16 protein-coding genes and 2 pseudogenes are annotated in these 21,722 nt (G+C 73.1%); 5 read left to right on the forward strand and 13 right to left on the reverse strand.

The genetic code is table 11. From position 1 onward, the window contains the following. Nucleotides 1-1,995, reverse strand: a complete 1,995-nt coding sequence (locus tag QOL88_RS02745) for a heavy metal translocating P-type ATPase (RefSeq protein WP_097214910.1) — start codon at nucleotides 1,993-1,995, stop codon at nucleotides 1-3. 108 nt (nucleotides 1,996-2,103) lie between these two features. Here QOL88_RS02745 and QOL88_RS02750 point away from each other — a divergent pair, with 108 nt between their 5' ends. Continuing rightward, nucleotides 2,104-2,769: an IclR family transcriptional regulator gene (locus QOL88_RS02750; RefSeq protein WP_257027433.1), complete on the forward strand. Its 666-nt coding sequence runs from the start codon at nucleotides 2,104-2,106 to the stop codon at nucleotides 2,767-2,769. Between the two features lie 24 nt (nucleotides 2,770-2,793). On the opposite strand, the gene QOL88_RS02755 is transcribed toward QOL88_RS02750, so the two are convergent. The 3 genes from QOL88_RS02755 to QOL88_RS02765 are packed head-to-tail and all read right to left on the reverse strand — an operon-like array spanning nucleotide 2,794 to nucleotide 8,362. After that, the gene (locus QOL88_RS02755; protein ID WP_097214911.1) at nucleotides 2,794-4,233 is read right to left on the reverse strand and encodes an NAD-dependent succinate-semialdehyde dehydrogenase; all 1,440 of its coding nucleotides are present in this window, start codon (nucleotides 4,231-4,233) and stop codon (nucleotides 2,794-2,796) included. Continuing rightward, the gene (locus QOL88_RS02760) at nucleotides 4,230-7,097 is read right to left on the reverse strand and encodes an FAD-binding and (Fe-S)-binding domain-containing protein (protein WP_097214912.1); all 2,868 of its coding nucleotides are present in this window, start codon (nucleotides 7,095-7,097) and stop codon (nucleotides 4,230-4,232) included. Before QOL88_RS02760 ends, QOL88_RS02755 begins: the two co-directional genes overlap by 4 nt. Then, nucleotides 7,094-8,362 (reverse strand): aspartate aminotransferase family protein, encoded by a 1,269-nt coding sequence (locus QOL88_RS02765; RefSeq protein ID WP_097214913.1) that lies wholly within the window; start codon nucleotides 8,360-8,362, stop codon nucleotides 7,094-7,096. Before QOL88_RS02765 ends, QOL88_RS02760 begins: the two co-directional genes overlap by 4 nt. A gap of 227 nt (nucleotides 8,363-8,589) precedes the next feature. Here QOL88_RS02765 and QOL88_RS02770 point away from each other — a divergent pair, with 227 nt between their 5' ends. Next, the gene (locus QOL88_RS02770) at nucleotides 8,590-10,239 is read left to right on the forward strand and encodes a PucR family transcriptional regulator (protein WP_097214914.1); all 1,650 of its coding nucleotides are present in this window, start codon (nucleotides 8,590-8,592) and stop codon (nucleotides 10,237-10,239) included. 20 nt (nucleotides 10,240-10,259) lie between these two features. After that, nucleotides 10,260-11,132: pseudogene (locus QOL88_RS02775) on the forward strand (acyltransferase family protein); the annotation flags it as partial. Here QOL88_RS02775 and paaE read toward each other — a convergent pair. From paaE to paaA, 5 genes are read right to left on the reverse strand one after another with little or no spacing between them, the layout of a single operon-like run. Further along, entirely contained in the window at nucleotides 11,069-12,184 is a 1,116-nt protein-coding gene (gene paaE / locus QOL88_RS02780; RefSeq protein ID WP_179878746.1) for a 1,2-phenylacetyl-CoA epoxidase subunit PaaE, read from the reverse strand. The pseudogene QOL88_RS02775 and the gene paaE overlap by 64 nt on opposite strands. Beyond that, the gene (gene paaD / locus QOL88_RS02785; RefSeq protein ID WP_097214916.1) at nucleotides 12,184-12,699 is read right to left on the reverse strand and encodes a 1,2-phenylacetyl-CoA epoxidase subunit PaaD; all 516 of its coding nucleotides are present in this window, start codon (nucleotides 12,697-12,699) and stop codon (nucleotides 12,184-12,186) included. Before paaD ends, paaE begins: the two co-directional genes overlap by 1 nt. After that, complete coding sequence (gene paaC, locus QOL88_RS02790; RefSeq protein ID WP_097214917.1) at nucleotides 12,693-13,520, reverse strand: 1,2-phenylacetyl-CoA epoxidase subunit PaaC; 828 nt, start codon at nucleotides 13,518-13,520, stop codon at nucleotides 12,693-12,695. The genes paaD and paaC overlap by 7 nt, the downstream gene beginning before the upstream one ends. Nucleotides 13,521-13,530: 10 nt before the next feature. Further along, complete coding sequence (gene paaB / locus QOL88_RS02795) at nucleotides 13,531-13,824, reverse strand: 1,2-phenylacetyl-CoA epoxidase subunit PaaB (protein WP_031142175.1); 294 nt, start codon at nucleotides 13,822-13,824, stop codon at nucleotides 13,531-13,533. After that, nucleotides 13,821-14,807, reverse strand: a complete 987-nt coding sequence (paaA, locus tag QOL88_RS02800) for a 1,2-phenylacetyl-CoA epoxidase subunit PaaA (protein ID WP_097214918.1) — start codon at nucleotides 14,805-14,807, stop codon at nucleotides 13,821-13,823. Before paaA ends, paaB begins: the two co-directional genes overlap by 4 nt. Nucleotides 14,808-15,020: 213 nt before the next feature. Here paaA and paaI point away from each other — a divergent pair, with 213 nt between their 5' ends. Both paaI and paaK read left to right on the forward strand, forming a co-directional pair. After that, complete coding sequence (gene paaI, locus QOL88_RS02805) at nucleotides 15,021-15,407, forward strand: hydroxyphenylacetyl-CoA thioesterase PaaI (RefSeq protein WP_097214919.1); 387 nt, start codon at nucleotides 15,021-15,023, stop codon at nucleotides 15,405-15,407. Further along, nucleotides 15,408-16,763 (forward strand): phenylacetate--CoA ligase PaaK, encoded by a 1,356-nt coding sequence (paaK, locus tag QOL88_RS02810; protein ID WP_097214920.1) that lies wholly within the window; start codon nucleotides 15,408-15,410, stop codon nucleotides 16,761-16,763. A 22-nt stretch (nucleotides 16,764-16,785) separates the two neighbouring features. On the opposite strand, the gene QOL88_RS02815 is transcribed toward paaK, so the two are convergent. The 4 genes and pseudogenes from QOL88_RS02815 to QOL88_RS02830 form a co-directional block, all read right to left on the reverse strand. Further along, nucleotides 16,786-18,009 (reverse strand): PP2C family protein-serine/threonine phosphatase, encoded by a 1,224-nt coding sequence (locus QOL88_RS02815; RefSeq protein ID WP_097214921.1) that lies wholly within the window; start codon nucleotides 18,007-18,009, stop codon nucleotides 16,786-16,788. Between the two features lie 100 nt (nucleotides 18,010-18,109). After that, nucleotides 18,110-18,868, reverse strand: a complete 759-nt coding sequence (locus QOL88_RS02820) for an IclR family transcriptional regulator (protein WP_097214922.1) — start codon at nucleotides 18,866-18,868, stop codon at nucleotides 18,110-18,112. 611 nt (nucleotides 18,869-19,479) lie between these two features. Next, a pseudogene (locus QOL88_RS02825) lies at nucleotides 19,480-19,927 on the reverse strand (LacI family DNA-binding transcriptional regulator); the annotation flags it as partial. Between the two features lie 80 nt (nucleotides 19,928-20,007). Next, nucleotides 20,008-21,621 carry a glycoside hydrolase family 43 protein gene (locus QOL88_RS02830; protein ID WP_097214923.1) on the reverse strand — a complete coding sequence of 538 codons (1,614 nt, stop codon included), beginning with the start codon at nucleotides 21,619-21,621 and terminating at the stop codon, nucleotides 20,008-20,010. Nucleotides 21,622-21,722: the final 101 nt, after the last annotated feature.

A 21,722-nucleotide genomic window follows, 5' to 3' on the forward strand; every position in this document is an offset into this window, starting at 1 on the left:
TCAGCCGCTCTCCCCGGCGGCCCGCTGCCAGGCCCCCTCCCTCAGCAGCCGCAGCCCGTTCAGGCCGACCAGGACCGTGGAGCCCTCGTGGCCCGCGACGCCCAGCGGCAGCGGCAGGTCACCGGCCAGGTCCCAGACGACCAGTCCGGCGATGAACACCCCGGCGATCACGAGGTTCTGCACGACCAGCCTGCGGGCGCGGCGGGACAGGGCGACGGTGGCCGGGACCGCGGCGAGTTCATCGCGCACGACGACGGCGTCCGCGGTCTCCAGGGCCAGGTCGGAGCCGGCCCGGCCCATGGCGATCCCGGAGTGCGCGGCGGCCAGGGCGGGTGCGTCGTTGACGCCGTCCCCGACGACCAGCACCTTGCGGCCCGCGCTCTCCAGCTCCCGGACGGCGTCCAGCTTGTCCTGCGGCAGCAGCCCGGCCCGTACGTCGTCGATGCCGGCCTCGCCGGCGACGTGCGCGGCGGCCCGGGGGTTGTCGCCGGTGAGGAGCACCGGGGACCTGCCGGTGAGCCGGGCGAGGGAGGCGACCGTGGCGGCGGCGTCCGGGCGCAACCGGTCGGCGATGCCGAGCAGTCCGGCGGGGGCGCCGTCGACGACGACCAGGACAGCGGTACGGCCGGACTCCTCCAGTTCCGCGGCAGTCCGGCCGAACCTCTCGAGCTTCACGGCCGTGCCTTCGGCGGCGTCCAGCAGCCGGGCCGGTGCGCCCACCGCGACCGTACGGCCGCCGGCGACGGCGGTGACTCCCACGCCGGGCGCGGACGTGAAGTCCTGCGCTTCGGGCAGGTCGAGGCCGCGCTCGCGGGCCGCGTCCACCACCGCCCGGGCCAGCGGGTGCTCACTGGGCCGCTCGGCGGCGGCCGCCAGCGTCAGCAACTCCCCCTCGTCCAGGCCGGATCCGGGCAGCGGCCGGACGTCGGTGACCCGCGGGCTCCCCTCGGTGAGCGTGCCGGTCTTGTCCAGGGCGACCGCGTCCACCTGGCCGAGCCGCTCCATCACCACGGCCGACTTCACCAGCACGCCGTGCCGCCCGGCGTTGGCGATGGCCGACAGCAGGGGCGGCATGGTGGCCAGCACGACCGCGCACGGCGAGGCGACGATCATGAACGTCATGGCGCGCAGCAGCGCGTCGGTGAGCTGTGCGCCGAAGGCGAGCGGCACCAGGAAGACGGCCAGGGTCGCGGCCACCATGCCCAGCGAGTAGCGCTGTTCGACCTTCTCGATGAACAGCTGCGTGGGCGCCTTCGTCTCGGACGCCTCCTGCACCATGCGGACGATGCGGGCGATCACCGAGTCGGACGCGTCGCGCTCGACCCGGACGCGCAGCGCGCCGGTGCCGTTGAGGGTGCCCGCGAAGACCTCGTCGCCCCGCTCCTTCGGCACGGGCAGCGGCTCGCCGGTGATGGTCGCCTGGTCCACCTCGCTCGCCCCGTCCAGCACCCGGCCGTCGGCGCCGACGCGCTCCCCGGGACGCACGAGGACGATGTCACCGACCGTCAACTCCTCCACCGCGACGGCCTGTTCACCGCCGTCGGGAGTCAGTCGGGTGGCCGTGGCGGGGGCCAGGTCGAGCAGCCCCCGGACGGAGTCGGCGGTGCGGGCCGTGGCCAGTGCCTCCAGCGCGCCCGAGGTGGCGAAGATGACGATGAGCAGCGCGCCGTCCATGACCTGCCCGATCGCGGCGGCACCCAGCGCGGCGACGACCATCAGCAGGTCGACGTCGAGCGTGCGGTCCTTGAGCGCCTTGAGCCCCTCCCACCCCGGCTCCCAGCCGCCCGTGACGTACGACAGGGCGTACAGCGGTCCCCATGCCCAGGCCGGGGCGCCGGTCAGCTGCAAGGGCAGCGCGAGCAGGAAGAGGACGGTGGCCGCGGCGGCCCAGCGCGCCTCGGGGAGGGCGAGGACACGGGTACGCCGCCGGGCCACCGCGCCGGGGCGCTCGGGCTTCGTCCGTTCGACCGGCTGCGGCGTGAGGGTGGAGGTCATCAGGGGTCCTTCTGGCGGGGGCGCGTCGGCGCCTCCCACCATACAGGAACACATGAAGACTGATTCATATCTTCATTCGCTGGCCGAGGCGGCCTGCCCTAGTCGACCGTGCAGCGCACCCTGGTCACGCTGAACGAGGCCGGCTGGCTGCGGGCCAACCGCCGGGACACCACCCGCTGGGAGATCGGCGCCCGCGTCCTGGCCGTACGGCCCGCCGCACTCCAGGGCTCCAGCCTGTTCGCCGCCGCACGCGAGCCGATGCTGCGGCTGCGTGACGCGCTGAACGAGACCATCCACCTGTCGGTGCCCGACACCCCGCACGGCACGGTCGTCGTCGACCGCGTCGACTGCGACCACGTCGTACGGACCTTCCACGCCACCGGCGACATCTCACCGCTGCACGCCACGGCGACCGGGCACAGTGTGCTGGCCCACCTGTCCCGGGCCGAAGTCGACGCGGTCGTCGCACGCGGGCTGCAGAGCTACAGCGCGTCCACGCCGGTCGACGCGGCGCGGCTGCGCTCGGAGCTCGCCCGCGTGCGGGACGAGGGGTATGCGGTCAACCGCAACCAGTACCGCCCCGGCGTGTGCGCGATCGCCGCACCCGTCCTCGACGCCGACGGCACACCGCTCGCCTCCGTGGCGGTCTCCATGCCGGACTCGCGCTACGACGAGAGCCGACTGCCCGAGTGGGGCCGCATGGTCGCCGACACGGCGGCCGAGATCACCCAGCGTCGGCCGGGGGTCCAGTGCAGCTCCCGCACACGTGCGTGAACGACCCCGGCACCCCCGCCACCACTAGCGGACGGGCACGGCCACGTACTGGTACTCCAGGAACTCGTCGATCCCCACCCGGCCGCCTTCACGCCCGAGCCCGGACTGCTTGACGCCCCCGAACGGAGCCGCCGGGTTGGAGACGAGGCCGGTGTTCAGACCCACCATGCCCACCTCCAGTCCTTCGCTGACGCGCAGGCCCCGGTCCAGCCCCTGGGTGAAGACGTAACCCACCAGTCCCCAGGGTGTGTCGTTGGCGCGGCGCAGGACCTCGTCCTCGTCGTCGAAGGTGAGGATCGCGGCGACCGGGCCGAAGATCTCCGTGTCCATCAGACGGCTGCCGGGGTCGACACCGGCCAGCACGGTCGGCGGATAGAAGTGGCCCGGCCCTTCAGGCCTCCGGCCGCCCACGAGCACCTCGGCGCCGCGCTCCACGGCGTCGGCGACGAGCTCCTCCACCTTGGCGCGTCCGGTGGCGTCGATCAGCGGACCGACGTCGACGCCGTCCCGGGTGCCGGGGCCCACCACGAGGGCGCCCATCCGCTCGGCGAGCCGTCGTCCGAACTCGTCGGCGACCGAGCGGTGGACGAAGAAGCGGTTGGCGGCGGTGCAGGCCTCGCCCATGTTGCGCATCTTGGCGACCATCGCGGCGTCCACGGCGACGTCCAGGTCGGCGTCGTCGAAGACGATGAAGGGCGCGTTCCCGCCCAGTTCCATCGAGGTGCGCACGACGGCGTCGGCGCACTGCGCGAGCAGCAGCCGGCCGACGGCGGTGGAGCCGGTGAAGGACAGCTTGCGGATCCGGCCGCCGCGCAGCAGCGGCTCGCACACCTCACCGGCGCGGGAGGTGGTGACGACGTTCAGCACGCCGTCCGGCAGGCCCGCCTCCTTGAGGATCCCGGCCAGTGCCAGGCTGGACAGCGGGGTCTGCGGGGCGGGTTTGAGGATCATCGTGCAGCCCGCCGCGATCGCCGGGCCGATCTTGCGGGTGCCCATGGCCAGCGGGAAGTTCCACGGCGTGATCAGCAGGCAGGGGCCGACCGGACGACGCGAGAGCAGCATGCGGTTGCGCCCGTCGGGCAGCAGCCCGCAGCCGCCGTCGATGCGGACGGCCTCCTCGGAGAACCAGCGGAAGAACTCGGCGGCGTACGCCACCTCTCCCCTGGCCTCGGCGAGCGGCTTGCCCATCTCGGACGTCATCAGGTGGGCGAGCTCGTCGGTGCGTTCCAGGATGAGCTCGTGGGCGCGGCGCAGGATCTCGCTGCGGGCCCGGGGCGCGGTGCGGGCCCAGTCGGACTGGGCCTGGACGGCCGCCTCCTCGGCGAGCCGGGCGTCCTTGGGGCCGGCGTCGGCGACGTGGCAGAGGATCTCGCCGGTGGCGGGGTCGTCGACGGGCATGGTGGCGCCGTCCGCGGCGTCCACCCAGGCCCCGCCGATGAACAACTGGGTCAGTACCTCGGTCATGTCGTCTCTCCTGGTTGGTCGGCGGCGGGGTCGAGGAGTTCGGCGAGGTGCAGGGCGCGGACGCCCTGGTCGCCGGCGAGATGGTCGATCTGGGTGGCGCAGCTGAAGCCGTCGGCGATCACCGGCCGTCCGTCGAGGTTGTCGAGGCGGGGCTTGAGGGCCAGGTCGGCCACGGCGAGGGAGGTGTCGTAGTGCTCGGCTTCGAAGCCGAAGTTGCCGGCGAGTCCGCAGCAGCCCTCGGCCTCGTCGACGCTGCCTGCGCCCAGGCGGCGCAGCAGGTCGGCGGGGCGGCGGCCCTTGAAGGTGGCGTACTCGTGGCAGTGGGTCTGGAGCACGACGTTCTCGGGGAGGGGCGGCGGGGTCCAGTCCGGGTCGGCCAGGTCGCTCAGGGCGCCGGTGAAGGTCTGCACGCGGTCGGCCACGCGCCGGGCGGCCTCGGTGCCGAGGAGTTCGGGCACGTCGCGTTTGAGGGCTGCGGCGCAGCTGGGTTCGGCCACGATGATCGGCCGGTCGTCGCCGTCGTCGAGGGCGGCGACCGTGCGGCCCATGATCTTGCGGGCCGTGGCGAGCTGGCCGGTGCTGACCCAGGTCAGCCCGCAGCACAGGCCGTCCCGCGGGGTGCAGGGGACACCGGCGTCGGCGAGCACGCGGCTCGCCGCTCCCGCGACCTGTGGGCGGAAGGCACGGGTGAAGCTGTCGACGAAGAGGATGGCCTTGGCCGGTTCGGTGGTCTTCGCAGCGCGGAGGGACTTGCGCAGGGCGCGGCGGGAGGCGAAGGCGGGGATTGCGCGCTTGGTGGTGACGCCGCCCAAGCGGGCCAGGAGCTTGCCGATCGGTCCGCGCAGCAGCAGGTTGACCGGGCGGGCGGCGTATCCGGCCAGGGCGGAGGTCCGGGGCAGCCAGCCGAGGGAGTAGTGGGAGCGGGGGCGCAGGCGGCCCTTGTAGTGCTGGTGGAGGAACTCCGCCTTGTAGGTGGCCATGTCGACACCGACCGGACAGTCGCTGGAACAGGCCTTGCAGGACAGGCACAGGTCGAGGGCGTCCTTGACCTCGGTGGAGCGCCAGCCGTCGCTGACGGCTTCGCCGCGGACCATCTCCTGGAGCATGCGGGCCCGGCCGCGGGTGGAGTCGTTCTCCTCGCCCGTGGCCCGGTAGCTCGGGCACATCACCCCGCCGGCGTCACTGCGGCAGCGGCCGACCCCGACACAGCGACGCACGGCACCGGCGAAGCCGTCCTCGTCGTGCGGGAAGCCGAACGTCGTGTCCACCAGCGGCAGTTCACGCAGCGCCAAGTCCGCGTCGAGTGGGGCCGGGTCGATGATGACACCGGGGTTGAGCAGCCCTTCGGGGTCGAAGGTCTTCTTGAAGGCGGCGAACGCGGCGATCATGCGGTGGCTGTACATGACCTTCAGCAGTTCGCTGCGGGCACGTCCGTCACCGTGCTCACCCGACAGCGTGCCGCCGTGCTCGACAACCAACGCGGCGGCCTCCGACAGGAACCGGCGCATGACCGTCCGGCCTGCGTCCGTCGCCATGTCGAAGTCGATCCGCACATGGACGCATCCGGCGCCGAAGTGCCCGTACAGCACACCGGTCAGCTCGTGGGCGGCGAGCAGCTTGCGGAAACCGCGCAGGTAGGCGGCCAAGTCCGCCGGGGCGACTGCGGCGTCCTCCCAGCCCGGCCAGGACTCCCCGCCGTCGACGAGCCGGGCCGCCAGTCCGGCCCCGTCCTCCCGCACCCGCCACAGCGAGCGCCGCTCGGCCGGACTCTCCACGAGCCGTCCACCGGTCAGCCGTCCCAGGGCCTTGAGCGCCTCGAGCAACTCTTCGGCCAGGGCGTTCACGGTGGCCTGGTCGTCGCCTTCGAGCTCGACGTAAAGCCAGGCGCGGCCCTCGGGCAGGCCGGTGACGGAATCGGGGCCGCGGCGGGCGCGCATGGTGGCGACGATCGCCTCGTCCATGCCCTCCACCGCACTCGGCGAGAAGCGCAGGATCTCCGGCACGTCCTCGGCCGCCTGGACCACATCCTCGTAGCCCAGGGTCAGCAGGGTGGAGGCCTGTGCGGTCGCCACCAGGCGGACCGTCGCGGCGGTGACGACCGCACAGGTGCCCTCGGTGCCCACCAGGGCGCGGGCCAGGTCGAAGCCGTTCTCCGGCAGGAGGTGGTGGAGCTGGTAACCCGAGACCTGCCGCGGGATGCGGCCCAGCTCGGTCCGGAGCAGCGCCAGGTTCTCCCCGACCAGACGCTTGAGATCGGCTTCCAGCCGGGCGACCGGCCCGGCATCGCCGGGATCGACCGGGTGCAGCCCTGCGTGATCGGCGACGGCCCGCACGCCGTCGGCCGTCACGATCTCCAGCGACACCACATGCCCACTGGTCCGCCCGTCGCGCACCGACCGGTTCCCGCACGCGTCATTGCCGATCATGCCGCCGAGGGTGCAGCGGCTGTGTGAGGAGGGGTCCGGACCGAAGTCCAGTCCGTGCAGCGCGGTCGCACTGCGCAGCGCGTCCAGGACGGCACCCGCCTCGACCCGCGCCGTGCGCGCCTCGGTGTCGATGTCCAGGATCCGGTTCATGTACCGGGAGAAGTCGAGCACCACCCCCGGCCCGACGGCGTTGCCCGCCATGCTCGTGCCGCCGCCCCGGGCCGTGACCGGCACACCCGCCTCACGGCAGGCCCGCAGCACGCCGACCACATCCTCGGCGGAACGCGGGAAGGCCACCGCCCGCGGCGGCACACGGTAGTTGGAGGCGTCGTAGGCGTAGGGGCCGGTGGCCCCAGGGCCGGTCTCCACCCGCAGACCGGGCGCGAGCTCGGCGAGACGCGCCGTGAGACCCGCCAGGTCGCGGGTGGCCGTGGTCATCGCTCTCCGGCTCCCGACGTGCCGGCCTCGACCGCGTTCGCCCAGGCCCGGAGGCCCTCGTCGACGCCCGCCTCGTCGATCACGAGTGCCGGGATCATGCGGACGACCTGGTTCCAGGCGCCGCACAGCAGCAGGAGCAGGCCCTCGTCGATGGCGGCGCGCTGGACGCGGGCCGCGGTCTCCGGGTCGGGGCTGCCGTCCTCGGTGACGAACTCGGTGGCGAGCATGAGGCCGAGGCCGCGGACGTCGCCGATGCCCGGGGTCCGGTCGGCGACGGCTTCCAGGCCCTGGCGGAGCCGCTTGCCCATCGCCTCGGCGTTCTCCACGAGCTTCTCGTCGCGTACGACGTCCAGCGTCGCGCAGGCGGCGGCGCAGGCGACGGCGTTGGCACCGTACGTGCCGCCCTGCGAGCCGGGCCATGCCTTGGTCATCAGTTCCTCGGAGGCGGCGATGCCGGAGAGGGGGAAACCGCTGGCCAGGCCCTTGGCGGTGACGAGGATGTCGGGGGTGACGCCGAAGTGGTCGTGGCCCCAGAAGCGTCCGGTGCGGCCGACGCCGGTCTGCACCTCGTCGAGGATCAGGAGGAAGCCGTGCCGGTCCGCCCGCTCGCGCAGGCCTTCCAGGAAGGCGCGGTTCGCGGGGACGTAGCCACCCTCGCCGAGGACCGGCTCGACGATGATCGCCGCCGTGTCGGCGGGCGAGGAGATCGTCTGGAGGGTGTAGTCGAGTTCCTTCAGGGCGAAGCGGGTCGCGGTCTCCTCGTCCCAGCCGTAGCGGTAGGCGGTCGGGAAGGGGGTGACGACCACGCCGCTCATCAGCGGGGAGAACCCGGAGCGGAAGCGGATGCCGGAGGTGGTCATGGAGGCGGCGGCGACCGTACGGCCGTGGAAACCGCCGTGACAGACGATGACGTTCGGCCGGCCGGTCGCCTGGCGGGCCAGCCGCAGTGCCGACTCGACGGCCTCGCTGCCGGAGTTGGTGAAGAACAGGCTGTCCAGGCCGGCCGGCAGCACCTCGCCCAGCTTGTCGACGAGACGGCGCAGCGGCTGGTGCATCACGGTCGTGTACTGGCCGTGGATCAGCGTGCCCACCTGCTCCTGCGCCGCCGCCACGACCTTGGGGTGGCAGTGCCCGGTGCTGGTGACGCCGATGCCGGCGGTGAAGTCGAGGTAGCGGCGGCCGTCCTCACCGTAGAGGTGGACGCCCTCGCCCCGGGCCGCCACGACGGGCGTGGCCTGGCGAAGGTGCGGCGACAGTGCGGTCATGGTGTCTCCCGGCCGTACGACGAGGTGTGGTTGCTTGGCTCAGCTCCGGTGTCCGAGCATCCAGGCCGCCGCGACGGGCGACAACGCGTGATCTGTCCGGCCGGAACCCGTTGTTCGGACGTTGTGTCAACCGCCGGACCCCCCAGGCACCCCCTGTCCCACCCGTGGACAGCTCTTGCGCAGGTCAGCCCCGCTTGTCAGAGTGACCGGGCACGCAGGGAGGCACCGTGAACCAGCACCCCCCGACGGCCGGCCGTGATGCGGCCCCGGCCGGTCGCGCACCCACCCTCGGCGACGTCCTGGCCCTGCCGGTCCTGGCCGCGGGACAGCCCCAGGTCGTCACGGGGCTGGCTCAACTGGACCGGCCGGTGCGCTGGGTGCACATCACCGAGCTGACGGACCCGGCCTCGTTCCTCAAGGGCGGCGAGCTGGTCCTGACCACCGGCATGCCGCTGCCCGAGGACGCCTCGGGTGTCCGCCGGTACGTCGACGAACTCACCGAGGTGGGGGCGGCCGCCCTGGTCATCGAACTCGTACGGCGCTATCACCGGCCACCCGACGCCCTCGTGCAGGCGTGCCGGGCCCGGGGCCTCCCCCTGGTCACCCTCGCCCGGGACGTCAACTTCCTGGAGGTCACCCAGGTCGTGCACGCGCTGATCCTCGGCAACCAGGCCGACGCGATGCGGCGGACGCAGAGGATCCACGAGGCGTTCACGGCTCTGACGTTGCGCGGGGCGGGGCCACAGGACGTGGTGCGCGCGGCGGCGGAGATGAGCGGCCGGACGGTCGTGCTGGAGAACCTGGTGCACCAGGCGCTGATCTGCGAACCCTCGGGAAGCACGGTGGAGGAGGCGCTCGGGGACTGGGAGCGGCGCTCCCGGGCGGCCGAGCCCGGCGACCGCACCGAGGTGGGCGGCCCGGAGGGGTGGCTCACCGCGCCCGTCTCCTACCAGGGGGAACGCTGGGGACGTCTGGCGATGCTGCCCGCCGACGGGCCGGCCTTCGGTCCGGAGCACGTCACCGTCCTGGAGCGGACGGCGATGGCCCTGACCGTGGCCCGGCTCATCCACTCCACGCCGTGGGAGCACACGGCCCACCGCACCGTCCTGCGGGAGCTGGCGGAGCAGCGCCACCACTCCGCCGAGGACGTCCGCGCCCGCTGCGCCGCGCTGGGCCTGCCCACGGAGGCCGGTGTCTTCCTGGCGATCCTCGTGGATCCGGGGCCCGGCGGGCAGGACGCGGACCCGGAGGCCCGGCTGCACCGGGAGCTGCGGTCGGCCGGGGTCCCGGCCCTGGTCGGCGAGCTCTCCCCCGGCCGCCTCGGCGTCCTGCTGGCCCTGCGCCCCGACCGGCCCTGGCGGCCCGTGGCCGAACGGCTGAGCCGCACCGCGCTGGCTCTGGCCCCCAAGGCGATCATCGGCGTCGGCTCGGAGGCGGCGGACCTCGCCGACACCGCACGTTCCTTCCGGGAGGCGGCCCGGGTCATAGAGGCCACCCCGCCCGGCCAGGCCCCGCCCGAAGGCCGTTCCTTCCACGAGCTGCCGGACATCGACCTGCGCCGGCTGCTGTACGCGCTGCGCGAGGACACCCGGATCCAGGACTACACGGAACGGCGGCTGAGCCGGCTCGTCGACCACGACACCCGGCACGGCACCGATCTGCTGGCGACCCTGGGCCACTACCTCGACGCAGCCGGCAACAAGACGACGGCGGCCCGTCGCGGCGGCCTGTCCAGGGAGACCATGTACCAGCGCCTGCGCACCATCGAGCGCCTCCTCGACACCGACCTCGAATCCGGCGACCGCCGCACCGAACTGCACGTGGCGCTCACGGTGTTGCGGATCCTGCGCGCCGACCGGGGACCGCATCCCCTGTAACGCTTTACGCGTCCCGTTCCAAGAACTTCGACGGGCAGAGCGTGGTCGCCGTGACGGTCGCGCACGCGGTCATGCTCCAGGAGTTGCTGGGGACACCGAATCTGCTGCTCGTCCTGTGGACGCTGTCGTACGAGATGTGCTTCTACCTGCTGTTCGTCGCGCTCTTCACGGTGCGGCGGCATCAGCGGTCGGCGGCGGTCGCCGTCGTCTTCGCCGTGCTCGCGGCGGGAGCGTCACGGCGGGAGCCGGGTTGCCGGTCTCCGCCCTGTCGGGTGCGGTCGGCCACACAGGACGAGCGCCAGGGCTCCGCCCAGCACACCGCAGAACACCCGCAGTCCGGGCGTTCAACGGCACGGTCCCCCTGTGGGAGGGGCCTGGTGGTCCTCGCCGTGATGTTCCTCGGCACGGCCGTCCACCGTGCCGAGCACGGCCTGATCACCTGGCGGTGTGCGGCGGGCACCGCCGTCCTGGTGGTCGGGGGTGCCGTGGGCAGTGCCTACCGGTACGGCGACGGCCACCACTTCACGCGGCGGGGCTGGATCGTGGCCTTCCTGCTGGCCGTGCTCACCTTCACGGCCGCGTCGGCGTCGCGCCACCGCCGCATACCGGCGCTGCTGACCGGTCTCGGCACGATCAGCTACTCGGTCTATCTGGTGCATCCGGTGCTGCTGGCGGCGATCGACGGCACCGCTGGCCGACGGCGGCAGGACAGCCTCGTACACGAAGTGGCGTTCCTCGCCGTGCTGTTGCCCCTGTGCGTGCTGACCCACCGGTACGTCGAGACGCCCGCCCAGGCCTGGGGCCGGAGGCCTGCGTACCACCCGGGGGATCAGGTGTCGAAGTCCACCGTCAGCTCCTCGGACACCGGGAACGACTGGCAGGTGAGGACGTAGCCGGCGTCGACCTCGGACGGTTCGAGGGCGAAGTTGCGGCGCATGTCGGCCTTGCCGTCGGTGACCTGGGCGCGGCAGGTGCCGCAGACACCGCCCTTGCAGGCGAAGGGCAGGTCGGGGCGGGTCTGTTGGGCCCCTTCCAGGATGGTGCGGTCGCGGGGCAGCGGGGACGTGGTGGAGCGGCCGTCGAGGGTGACGGTGACCTGGCTGACCGGGCCGGTGGGGCCGGTCTCGGCGTGGTGGACCTCGCGGACGGGCTCGTCGTCGGCGTAGAAGAGCTCCTGGTGGACGCGGTCGGCGGGTACGCCGAGGCCGGTGAGGACCTCCTGGGCGGCGCGGACCATGCCGTGCGGGCCGCACAGCCACCAGTGGTCGGCGAACTCCACGTCGACCAGGGCGTCGACGAGGGCGGAGAGCCGCTCGGCGTCGAGGCGGCCGGAGAGCATCTCGGCCTCGCGGGGCTCGCGGGACAGGACGTGGGCGAGCTGGAACCGCGTCGGGTAGAGGTCCTTCAGGTCGGCGAGTTCGTCGGCGAACATCACCGTGCCGGTGCGGCGGTTGCCGTAGAGGAGGGTGACGCGCGAGCGGGAGTCGGCGGCCAGGACGGACTCGGCGATGGAGACCATGGGGGTGATGCCGGAGCCGGCGGCGATCAGGACGTGGTGGCCGTGGGTGGTCAGGTCGGGGGTGAAGGCGCCGGTGGGCGCCATGACCTGCACGATGTCGCCTGGGCGCACGTCCCGCACCAGCCAGGAGGAGAACAGGCCGCCCGGCAGCACCCGCACGCCGATGCGCGGTGCCGTGCCGGCGGGGGCGCAGATCGAGTAGGAGCGGCGCTCGTCCCGGCCGTCGATGTCGCGGCGCAGGGTGAGGGACTGGCCGGGCGCGAAGGTGAACTCCTCGGCCAGCTCGGCCGGGATGTCGAAGCTGACGGCTGCCGCGTCCTCGCACAGCGGCTGCACGGCGGCGACCCGCAGCGGGTGGAAGACCGGACGTCGGCGGGCACGCGGGCGCGGCGCCGGTGCGGGGGCCGGCTCGATCAGGTCCTCCATCAGATCTCCTTGACGTACTCGAACGGCTCGCGGCAGGCGAGGCAGCGCCACAGGGACTTGCAGGATGTGGCGCCGAAGCGGGAGGTCTCCTCGGTGTCGGGGTGACCGCAGCGGGGGCAGGGCACGGAGCGGCGGGGCGGCGACAGCACGAGCGGGACCGGGCCGGCGGCGCGCGCGGGGGCGGCGCCGGGTGGGGCGATGCCGTGCTCGGCGAGCTTGCGCCGGCCGTCCGCCGTGATCCAGTCGCTGCTCCAGGGCGGGTCGAGGACCGTGCGGATCTCCACGCGCTCGTACCCCGCCTCGCGCAGCCGGGCGGCCACGCCGGCGCGCATCTCGGCCATCGCCGGGCAGCCCGAGTAGGTCGGGGTGAGGCTCGCGACCACCGTGCCGTCCGGGGCCAGGCTCACCTCGCGCAGCACTCCGAGGTCGGCCAGGGTGAGCATGGGCAGTTCGGGATCGGGCACCTGCTCGGCGATGCGCCGGGCCCGTCGCTCGTCCAGGAGTGCCGTCACCATGTCGCCTCCGGGTGGGCGCGGGCCACACCCTGCAACTCGGCGAGCAGCGGGGCGAGATGCTCGGTGTGCTCCCCGGTGCGGCCCGAGCCGGGCAGCGGGCGGTAGACGGGCATGGGCAGCCCGGCGGCCTCGGTGACCTGGCGCAGCACGGTGACGACCTCGTCCCGGACGTCGTACGCCGTGAACAGCTCGCCCAGGTAGGGCGCGACCTGCTCCTGTGCCCTGCGCATCCGGCGGTGGGACTCCTCGGTGCCGTCTCCCAGGCGCACGGCCCACTCGGCCGCGTACTGGCGGTGGTAGGCCAGTTCCTTCACGCCCTTGGCGGCGATGGCCGCGAGCACCGGGTCGCGGTGTGCGGTGAGCCGCTCGAAGTGCGCGAGGCGCCAGCTGGCGAACACCAGCAGCCGCACGAGGGAGAACGCGAAGTCGCCGCACGGCAGTTCGGCGAGGCGTACGTTGCGGAAGTCGCCGGCGTCGCGGAAGTAGGCGAAGGCGTCCTCGTCACGGCCGGTGCCGTCGGCCTGGCCGGCGCGGGAGTAGAGCAGGCGGGCCTGGCCCAGCAGGTCGAGCCCGATGTTGGCCAGCGCGACCTCCTCCTCCAGCTCGGGGGCGCGCGTGGTCCACTCGGCGAGCCGCTGGGCGGAGACCAGGGCGTCATCGGCCAGGGTGACGCAGAGGGCGGCCAGTTCACCGGCGTCCACGTCGTCGGGCACGGTGGTGTCGACGCCGTGCAGGGGGTCCTCGAAGCCGGTGCCGTAGGCCCAGCGGGTGTCGTCGTCGTGTCCCTCGGCGAGGGTCATGTAGACGTGGTCGTCGCTCATGCCCTCTCCTTCAGATGTGCGGGACGTCGTCGGGGATGTCGTAGAAGGTCGGGTGCCGGTAGACCTTGTCGGCGCTGGGCTCGAAGAACGGGTCCTTCTCGTCGCGGGTGGAGGCGGCGATGTGCTCCGAGCGCACGACCCAGATCGAGACGCCCTCGTTGCGCCGGGTGTACAGGTCACGGGCGTGGGTGAGTGCCATGCGGTCGTCGGCGGCGTGCAGCGATCCCACGTGGACGTGGTTCAGGCCGCGCTTGCCGCGTACGAACACCTCGTACAGCGGCCAGTCCTGCTTGTCGGCGGTCATGCCACCGCTCCCTTCCGCGTCCGGGACGCCTGCTTGGCGGCGTGGGCGGTGGCTGCCTCGCGCACCCAGGCGCCCTCCTCGTGGGCCGTGCGGCGCCGTTCCACCCGCTGGTCGTTGCACGGGCCGTCGCCCTTGATGACTCGCATCAACTCGTCCCAGTCGGGCGTGCCGAAGTCGTGGTGGCCCCGCTCCTCGTTCCAGCGCAGCTCGGGGTCGGGGAGCGTCACGCCGAGCTTCCCGGCCTGGGGCACGGTCATGTCGACGAAGCGCTGACGCAGTTCGTCGTTGCTGTGCCGCTTGATCTTCCAGGCCATGGACTGCGCGGAGTTGGGCGAGGCGTCGTCGGGCGGGCCGAACATCATCAGCGACGGCCACCACCAGCGGTTCACGGCGTCCTGCACCATCTCGCGCTGCTCCGGGGTGCCGCGCATCATCGTCATCAGCAGCTCGTAGCCCTGCCGCTGGTGGAACGACTCCTCCTTGCAGATCCGCACCATGGCGCGTGCGTACGGCCCGTAGGAGGAGCGGCACAGCGGCACCTGGTTGCAGATCGCGGCGCCGTCCACGAACCAGCCGATCACGCCGACGTCCGCGAAGCTCAGCGTCGGGTAGTTGAAGATCGACGAGTACTTCTGGCGGCCCTCGATGAGGCGCTCGGTCAGGTCCGCGCGGTCGGCGCCCAGCGTCTCCGCCGCCGAGTACAGGTACAGCCCGTGCCCGGCCTCGTCCTGGACCTTGGCGAACAGAATGGCCTTGCGGCGCAGCGACGGCGCGCGGGTGATCCACTCACCCTCCGGCTGCATGCCGATGATCTCCGAGTGCGCGTGCTGCGCGATCTGCCGGATCAGTGTCTTCCGGTAGCCCTCCGGCATCCAGTCGCGCGGCTCGATCCGCTGGTCCCGCGCGATCGTCCCGTCGAAGTGCTGCTGGAGATCCGGCTCGGCGGCGTCCGTCCCCGCGGGGCTGGAGCGTGTCGTATCCATCCGTCCCACTTCCCAACCGACCATTCGTTCGGTCCATCGTAGGACACGTCGGCGCGCCTTGGTAAGACCCCTCGGGGAAGTCCTGGACCCTTGACAGGCGTCGAAGCGGCTCGATTACATGGCAACGCCAGCTAACCGAATGTTCGGTCGGTCCATGAGGTGGTGCGAGAAGTGACCCATACCGCTGACGCGACGACGCCACCCGCGGAGGCGATGTTCGCCGCGGACGAGGCCTCCCGCGGGCTCGGGATCGAGCTGCGGGAGCAGGGCGACGGGACCGCCGTGCTGCGGATGACCGTGACCCCGGCGATGGTGAACGGCCATGGGATCGTCCACGGCGGCTACGTCTTCCTGCTCGCCGACAGCGCCTTCGCCTGCGCCTGCAACAGCCACGGCCCGGTGACCGTCGCGGCGGGCGCGGACATCACCTTCGTGGCCCCCGCGTACGAGGGCGACGAACTCGTCGCCCGGGCCGAGGAGCGCACCCGTTACGGGCGCAGCGGCCTCTACGACGTGACGGTCCGGCGGGGCGACGAGGTGATCGCGGAGTTCCGGGGCCGCAGCCGGAGCATCAGGAGCACGAGGCCGGAGGAGTCCTAGATGACCAGCGAGACGACGGCCTCCGGAGCCACGGCGCCCGGGGGACAGCGGCGCGGCGAACCCCTCCCCCACGACCTGCTCGACGACACGGAGCGCCTGACGCGCGAGCAGCTGCGGGAGCTCCAGCTCGACCGCCTGCGCCGGAGTCTGCGGCACGCCTACGACAACGTGGAGACGTACCGGAAGAAGTTCGACGCGGCCGGGGTCTGTCCCGACGACTGCCGCTCGCTGGAGGACCTCGCCCGGTTCCCCTTCACCACGAAGGCCGACCTCCGGGACACCTACCCCTTCGGCATGTTCGCCGTCCCCATGGACCGGGTGCGGCGCGTGCACGCCTCCAGCGGCACCACCGGCCGCCCCACGGTGGTCGGCTACACGGAGCACGACCTGTCGATGTGGGCCGACCTCGTCGCCCGCTCGATCCGCGCCGCCGGCGGGCGCCCGGGCCACAAGGTGCACATCTCCTACGGGTACGGGCTGTTCACCGGCGGTCTCGGCGCCCACTACGGCGCCGAGCGCGCCGGCTGTCTGGTGATCCCGGCCTCCGGGGGCATGACCGCGCGCCAGGTGCAGATCATCCAGGACTTCCGGCCCGAGATCATCATGGTCACCCCGTCCTACATGCTCACCCTGCTCGACGAGTTCGAGCGCCAGGGCCTCGACCCGCGCGCGAGCAGTCTGCGCGTGGGCATCTTCGGTGCCGAGCCGTGGACGGAGGAGATGCGCCGCGAGATCGAGGAGCGGATGGACATCCACGCCGTCGACATATACGGCCTGTCCGAGGTGATCGGGCCGGGTGTCGCCCAGGAGTGCGTGGAGACCAAGGACGGGCTGCACGTCTGGGAGGACCACTTCTACCCCGAGGTGGTCGATCCGATCACGGGTGAGGTGCTGCCCGAGGGCGAGGAGGGCGAGCTGGTCTTCACGTCCCTGACCAAGGAGGCCCTGCCGGTCGTCCGCTACCGGACCCGCGATCTGACCCGGCTGCTGCCCGGCACGGCCCGGCCCGCGTTCCGCCGTATCGAGAAGATCACCGGCCGCTGCGACGACATGATCATCCTGCGCGGGGTGAACGTCTTCCCCAGCCAGATCGAGGAGATCGTGCTGCGCACGCCCGGCGTCGCCCCGCACTTCCAGATCCGGCTGACCCGGCGCGGCCGCATGGACCACATGACCGTCCGTGTGGAGACCCGTCCCGGCACCGGCCCCGAGCAGCGCGAAGCCGCGGCCGGGACGATCGCGAAGGCCGTCAAGGACGGCATCGGCATCACCGCCGAGGTGACGATCGTCGAACCGGAGACCCTGGAGCGCTCCCTCGGCAAGCTCCGCCGGGTCAAGGACCTGCGCGAGGCGTGACCCGGACCGGCCGCGGCTGCTCTCACGGGCAGCACTTCGCCTCGGGCACCGGGGCGGGAGCGGCCGGGCCGGGGCCGAGCGCCCCGGCCTTCTCCGCTTCCGCGAGCCGCGCGGCCGGCTTGCGGATGAGGAGCAGCGCCGCGTCGTCGTGCAGCCGGCCGCCCACATGGGCCAGCAGTTCCTCGTGGAGCGCGCCCAGGGTGTCGGACGGCTCGTGGGAGACGTGCCGTTCCAGGCCCTCGGCCAGGGGGTAGAAGGCGCGGCCGCCGTCGCGGGCCTCGGTGACGCCGTCGGTGTAGAGCAGCAGCTGGTCGCCGTCGGCGAAGGGGAGCACCTGGAGCGCCGGGGGGTGGCCCGTGAGGGCCCGCAGCCCGAGGGGCGGGGCCGGGTGCGCGGGCTCCACCGCGCTGATGCTCCCGGAGGCGCTCACCAGCAGCGGGGGGTTGTGCCCGCAGTTCACGACCTCCAGGTGACCGGCGCGCGGGTATCCGGCGACGACGGCGGTGACGAAGTCGTCGTGACCGAGGTTGCGGGCGAGGCTCCGCTCGATCCTGTCGACGACGGCGAGCAGGTCGGCCTCGTCGTGGGCGGCCTCGCGGAAGACACCGAGCACGAGGGCCGCGGTCCCGACGGCGGGCAGCCCCTTGCCCCGCACGTCGCCGACGATCAGCCGCACCCCGTGCGGGGTGGGTATCAGCGCGTACAGGTCACCGCCGATGCGGGCCTCCGCCGCCGCGGCGCTGTAGCGCACGGCCACCTGGAACGGCCCGACGGTCGACGGCACCGGCCTGAGCAGCGCGTGCTGGGCGGTCTCCGCGACCGAGCGGACGGCGGCGAGCACCCGTTCCCGGCGCCCGCGCAGGGCGCTGGCCAGGCCGCTCGCGAGGGTGACGGCGACCAGGGCCGACAGCACGGCGATCAGTTCCCGGCCCGGTACGCCGTCCCGGATCCCGAGGGTCACTCCGAGCACCGCGGCGAGGAACCCGACGCAGAGGACCCCGCGCGGCCCGTTGGTCGTGGCGGCCAGGGCGGGGCCGGCCACCAGCAGGGGCAGCCAGATCATCCCGGCTCCGCCGGCGAGGTCGGCACACACGACGAGGGCGACGACCAGGGCGGGCAGGGCGGGTGTTCCGACGGCCAGGTGTGCGACGGCGCGTCTGCGGGCCGAAGCCCCGGCACCGGCCACTCGGTTACTGAACGGCCGTACCGGCCGGTGGTCGACGCCATGGTTTCGGGCTTGGCTCATGTCTGGGTCCGCAGTCCTCACCTGTGCCGGGGCACATCCCGGAAATGTCTGACTTATCCAGAAAAAGGGGTGAGGGCAGTTCCCGGCAAGAAGCGGATTTTCAGATAGTGAGCGAGAGGCTCCGGGTCACGCGGCTCGCGGTCGGGAGCAGCCGCTCGCGGATCTCCGGGAGCCGGGCGAGCCGGTTCGACGGGAGCGAGACACCGAGGGAGCCGAGGGTGTCCCCGCTGTAGACCGGCACGGCGACGCAGACCGTGCCGAGGGCGTACTCCTCGAGGTCCGTGATGGCCGGGGCCAGGGGTGAGGTCTCCAGTCGCTGGAGGAGGACCGGGAGGCTGGTGATCGTCCGCGGGGTGAGGTCGGCGAGGTGGTGGCGGGAGAGGTACTCCTGGCGGGCCTCTTCGTCCAGCTCCCGCAGGACGGACTTGCCCAGTGCGGTGGCGTGCCCCGCGTCCTCGAAGCCCACCCAGAGATCGACGCGGGGGATGCCGGGGCCGTCGACGATCTCGGCTACCCGGATCTCTCCGTCCTCGTAGAAGGTGAGGTAGGCGGCCGTCGCGAGCTCGTCGCGCAGCGCGGCGAGGGTGGGCCGGACGCGGCTGAGCAGTGCCTGCGCACGCCCCGTGGACTGCAGGGTCTGGAGTTTGTCGCCGAGGACGAAACCACCGTCGTCCAGCTTCCGCACGTACCCGTCGTGCACGAGCGTGCGCAGCAGGTGGTAGGCGGTGGCCAGGGGCAGCCCGGTCTCGCGCGCCAGCTGCTTGGCCGGCGCACCGTTCTCGTGCGCGCTCACCGCCTCCAGCAGCCGCATGGCCCGCTGCACGGAGTTGATGAGCGTAGGGCCGTCCTGCGCACCCATACGAACAGCGTGCGTCAGGCGCCCGGCCCGGGCAAGGGGAGACTGCGCGCGGGCAGTGCGACAGCGCGCCGTACCGGGTGCGGCCCGGCAGGCGCCACGGGCCCGGGGCGCCACGGGCCCGGCGGGCCGTTGGCGGGTCTCCCGAGGCGTTGGCGCGCCGCGCGCGGTGGGGCCGTGGCGAGCACCCGAGGCGGAGGAGCGACGCGCACGACATGCCCTTGGCTAGCGCCCCGGGACGGTGGCCCGACCTGGGCGATGAGCCCTTGGCGGGCACCCCGGTACGGTGCAGCGGCATGGGCGACAGGGCCTTGGCGAGCTCCCAGGCGCGGTGGGGGCGCCGGTGGGCGACGATCCCGCGGCGGGCACCCCGGTGCCGGTGGAGCCACGCGCACATCGAGCCCTCGGCCGACTCCCCAAGACGGTTCCGCGCCATGGGCGAACGTCCCGCGACGGGCACCCCGGTGCCAGTAGAACCACGCGTACGACCAGCCCATCTCCGACTCCCCAAGGCGGTGGGTCAACCGCCGTAGGCAACGAGCCCGCGGCGGTTGCCCCGGCGCATCCGGGGACGTGGGCGACAGGCCCTTGGGAGCGCCCCTGCGCTCTGATGCCACCGGCACGTCGACGGCGAGGGAGACCGGCCCCTCGTCGATCGGCTCGGAGACGACGAATGCCGTCCACGCCCTGCTCCAGCAGCGACTCCACGGCACCGGCCATGCCTCCCGGGTCGCCTTCCAGGGTGTTGACGAAGCGGAGTGCGTAGCCGGCGTCTCGCGCGGCCCGCTCGACGCCGATCAGCAGCGACGCGGGGCCGTAGAGGGCGGTTCCCATGGTGACGACGCCGATGGAGCGGGTCCGCCCGGAGGCCAGGGCGCGGGCCGCGCCGTTCAGCCGGTAGCCGAGTTCCCCCGCCGCCGCGAGCACCCTGCGGCGTACGTCGTCGGAGACGTACCGCTCCCCGTTGAGGACCCGTGAGACCGTATTCTGCGAGACGCTGGCCAGCCGGGCCACGTCCACACTGCGCGGCGCGCTGCCGGCCCGCCCTCCGGTTCGCGTCATCGCCTGCTCCCCCGTGTTTGGCGGCCTGTCGTGGCCGCTCACGCCCAGCGTTCCGCACCCCCCACGCACCGAGCACACGCTCAGCGTCCGCGCCGGTACGTCACCTCGTCGAAGTCCGCGTGGTGCCCGCCCCCGGTGAGGTCCCAGGCCCACAGGCCGGCGAACGCACCCGTGAAGCCGAGGGAGCGGATCAGGCCGTCCTCGATGTGCTCGGCGTGCTCGTCGGACAGGACCGTGGCGTCCAGGACGGGCCCGAAGGGCTCCCAGCCGCTGCCGCTGTCGTGGCGGAAGCGCAGCTCGGCGCCGTCGACGTCCAGGCCCAGGCGCAGCCGCGTCGTGCGGCCGAGCCGCGCCTGGCCGGCCTCGTCGACGCTGAGCCGGCCGCGGTCGCAGCCCGCGACGCGCAGCACGGGTTCCCCCGCGTCGTCCGCGGTGACGTACAGGTAGTACCAGTTGCCGGTGTTGTAGTACGCGGTGATCCCGGCCAGGTGCTGGAACGTCCCGGGCCGGTACTCCATCGTCGCCTCGAACGAGCAGCGCGCCGCCGTCAGCCGGCGGGCCACCATGCTGGGTCCGATCAGGCTCTGGGGCGACCGGCCGCCGTGCAGCCTCAGGTGGGAGGGGCGTTCGGTGAGGGAGAGCCAGTCGGGGCCGGCGGGACGGCGCAGGGTCGACCACTGGGGGCCGAGGACGGCACCGTCGAATCCGTCGGTGCCGTCCACGTGGTGCGCGGTACCGGGCCCCGGGGGCAGGTCGGGCGCCGGCACCTCCGGGGCGGGCAGCCCGGTCTCGGTGCGCGGCCAGCCGTCGGCGGTCCAGGTGACGGGCGCCAGGGCGGTCTCCCGGCCCAGGACGCACGGCCCACGCCGCCCGTGGGGCCGGGCCACGAGGTAGGCCAGGTACCAGTGCCCGTCCCCGGTCTCCACCAGGCTGCCGTGCCCGGCCTTCTGCAGCGGCAGGTCGGGGTGGTCCCGGGCGGTGAGGAGCGGGCCGTTCGGGTCGCGTTCGTAGGGGCCCGTGAGGGTGCGGGAGCGGGAGACGGTGACCTGGTGGTCGTAGCCGGTGCCGCCGTCCGCGGTGAGCAGGTAGTACCAGGGGCCGCGGCGGTAGAGGTTCGGGCCCTCGATCCAGCCGGCCCGCGGCGGCAGCGCGACGGGGACCGGGTCACCGGTCAGGCGGCGCTCGGCACGGTCGTAGCGCCGCGCCTCGAGACCGGCCGAACCGCCGTGGCCCGGGCGCCAGTCGTGCACCAGGTTGAGCAGCCAGCTGTCCGCCCCGTCGTGGAACAGCGAGGTGTCGAAGCCGCGGGCGTGCAGCAGGACCGGTTCCGACCAGGGGCCCTCGATCGAAGGGGCGGTGATCACGTAGTTGGGACAGTCGGTGAAGCCGCCGGTGTACGTGGAGACGTTGCTGTAGACCAGGTGGAACAGGCCGTCCGCGTGGCTGAGGCTGGGCGCCCAGACGCCGCCGGAATCCGGGCATCCGGTCAGGTCGAGCAGCCGGGTGCCGGTCAGGGCGCCGCCGAGGGGGCGCCAGTGCACCAGGTCCGTGGAGTGGTGCAGGCGTACGCCCGGGTACCACTCGAACGTCGACGTCGCGAGGTAGAAGTCAGGCCCCACCCGCAGGATCGACGGGTCCGGGTGCGAGCCGGGCAGGACCGGGTTGCGGATGAGGCCCGCGGGCCGGTTGTGCATGGAAGGTCCCCTCGTGACGCCCGCCCCGGCGCGCGCCGGGTGATCACCGCAGGACCGTAATGTCGAATACGTTCGCGAGCAACGGCCGATCGGTAATGCGC

The sequence above is a fragment of the Streptomyces sp. Ag82_O1-12 genome (genome assembly GCF_900182715.1).
In the GTDB taxonomy this organism is placed as follows: Bacteria; Actinomycetota; Actinomycetes; order Streptomycetales; family Streptomycetaceae; genus Streptomyces; species Streptomyces massasporeus.

Bases quoted from the DNA above. Each gene is read 5' to 3' on its own strand.
- QOL88_RS02745 (WP_097214910.1), bottom strand. From the start codon at position 1,995: ATGACCTCCACCCTCACGCCGCAGCCGGTCGAACGGACGAAGCCCGAG.
- QOL88_RS02755 (WP_097214911.1), bottom strand. From the start codon at position 4,233: ATGACCGAGGTACTGACCCAGTTGTTCATCGGCGGGGCCTGGGTGGAC.
- QOL88_RS02760 (WP_097214912.1), bottom strand. From the start codon at position 7,097: ATGACCACGGCCACCCGCGACCTGGCGGGTCTCACGGCGCGTCTCGCC.
- QOL88_RS02765 (WP_097214913.1), bottom strand. From the start codon at position 8,362: ATGACCGCACTGTCGCCGCACCTTCGCCAGGCCACGCCCGTCGTGGCG.
- paaE (WP_179878746.1), bottom strand. From the start codon at position 12,184: ATGGAGGACCTGATCGAGCCGGCCCCCGCACCGGCGCCGCGCCCGCGT.
- paaD (WP_097214916.1), bottom strand. From the start codon at position 12,699: ATGGTGACGGCACTCCTGGACGAGCGACGGGCCCGGCGCATCGCCGAG.
- paaC (WP_097214917.1), bottom strand. From the start codon at position 13,520: ATGAGCGACGACCACGTCTACATGACCCTCGCCGAGGGACACGACGAC.
- paaB (WP_031142175.1), bottom strand. From the start codon at position 13,824: ATGACCGCCGACAAGCAGGACTGGCCGCTGTACGAGGTGTTCGTACGC.
- paaA (WP_097214918.1), bottom strand. From the start codon at position 14,807: ATGGATACGACACGCTCCAGCCCCGCGGGGACGGACGCCGCCGAGCCG.
- paaI (WP_097214919.1), top strand. From the start codon at position 15,021: ATGTTCGCCGCGGACGAGGCCTCCCGCGGGCTCGGGATCGAGCTGCGG.
- paaK (WP_097214920.1), top strand. From the start codon at position 15,408: ATGACCAGCGAGACGACGGCCTCCGGAGCCACGGCGCCCGGGGGACAG.
- QOL88_RS02815 (WP_097214921.1), bottom strand. From the start codon at position 18,009: ATGAGCCAAGCCCGAAACCATGGCGTCGACCACCGGCCGGTACGGCCG.
- QOL88_RS02820 (WP_097214922.1), bottom strand. From the start codon at position 18,868: ATGGGTGCGCAGGACGGCCCTACGCTCATCAACTCCGTGCAGCGGGCC.
- QOL88_RS02830 (WP_097214923.1), bottom strand. From the start codon at position 21,621: ATGCACAACCGGCCCGCGGGCCTCATCCGCAACCCGGTCCTGCCCGGC.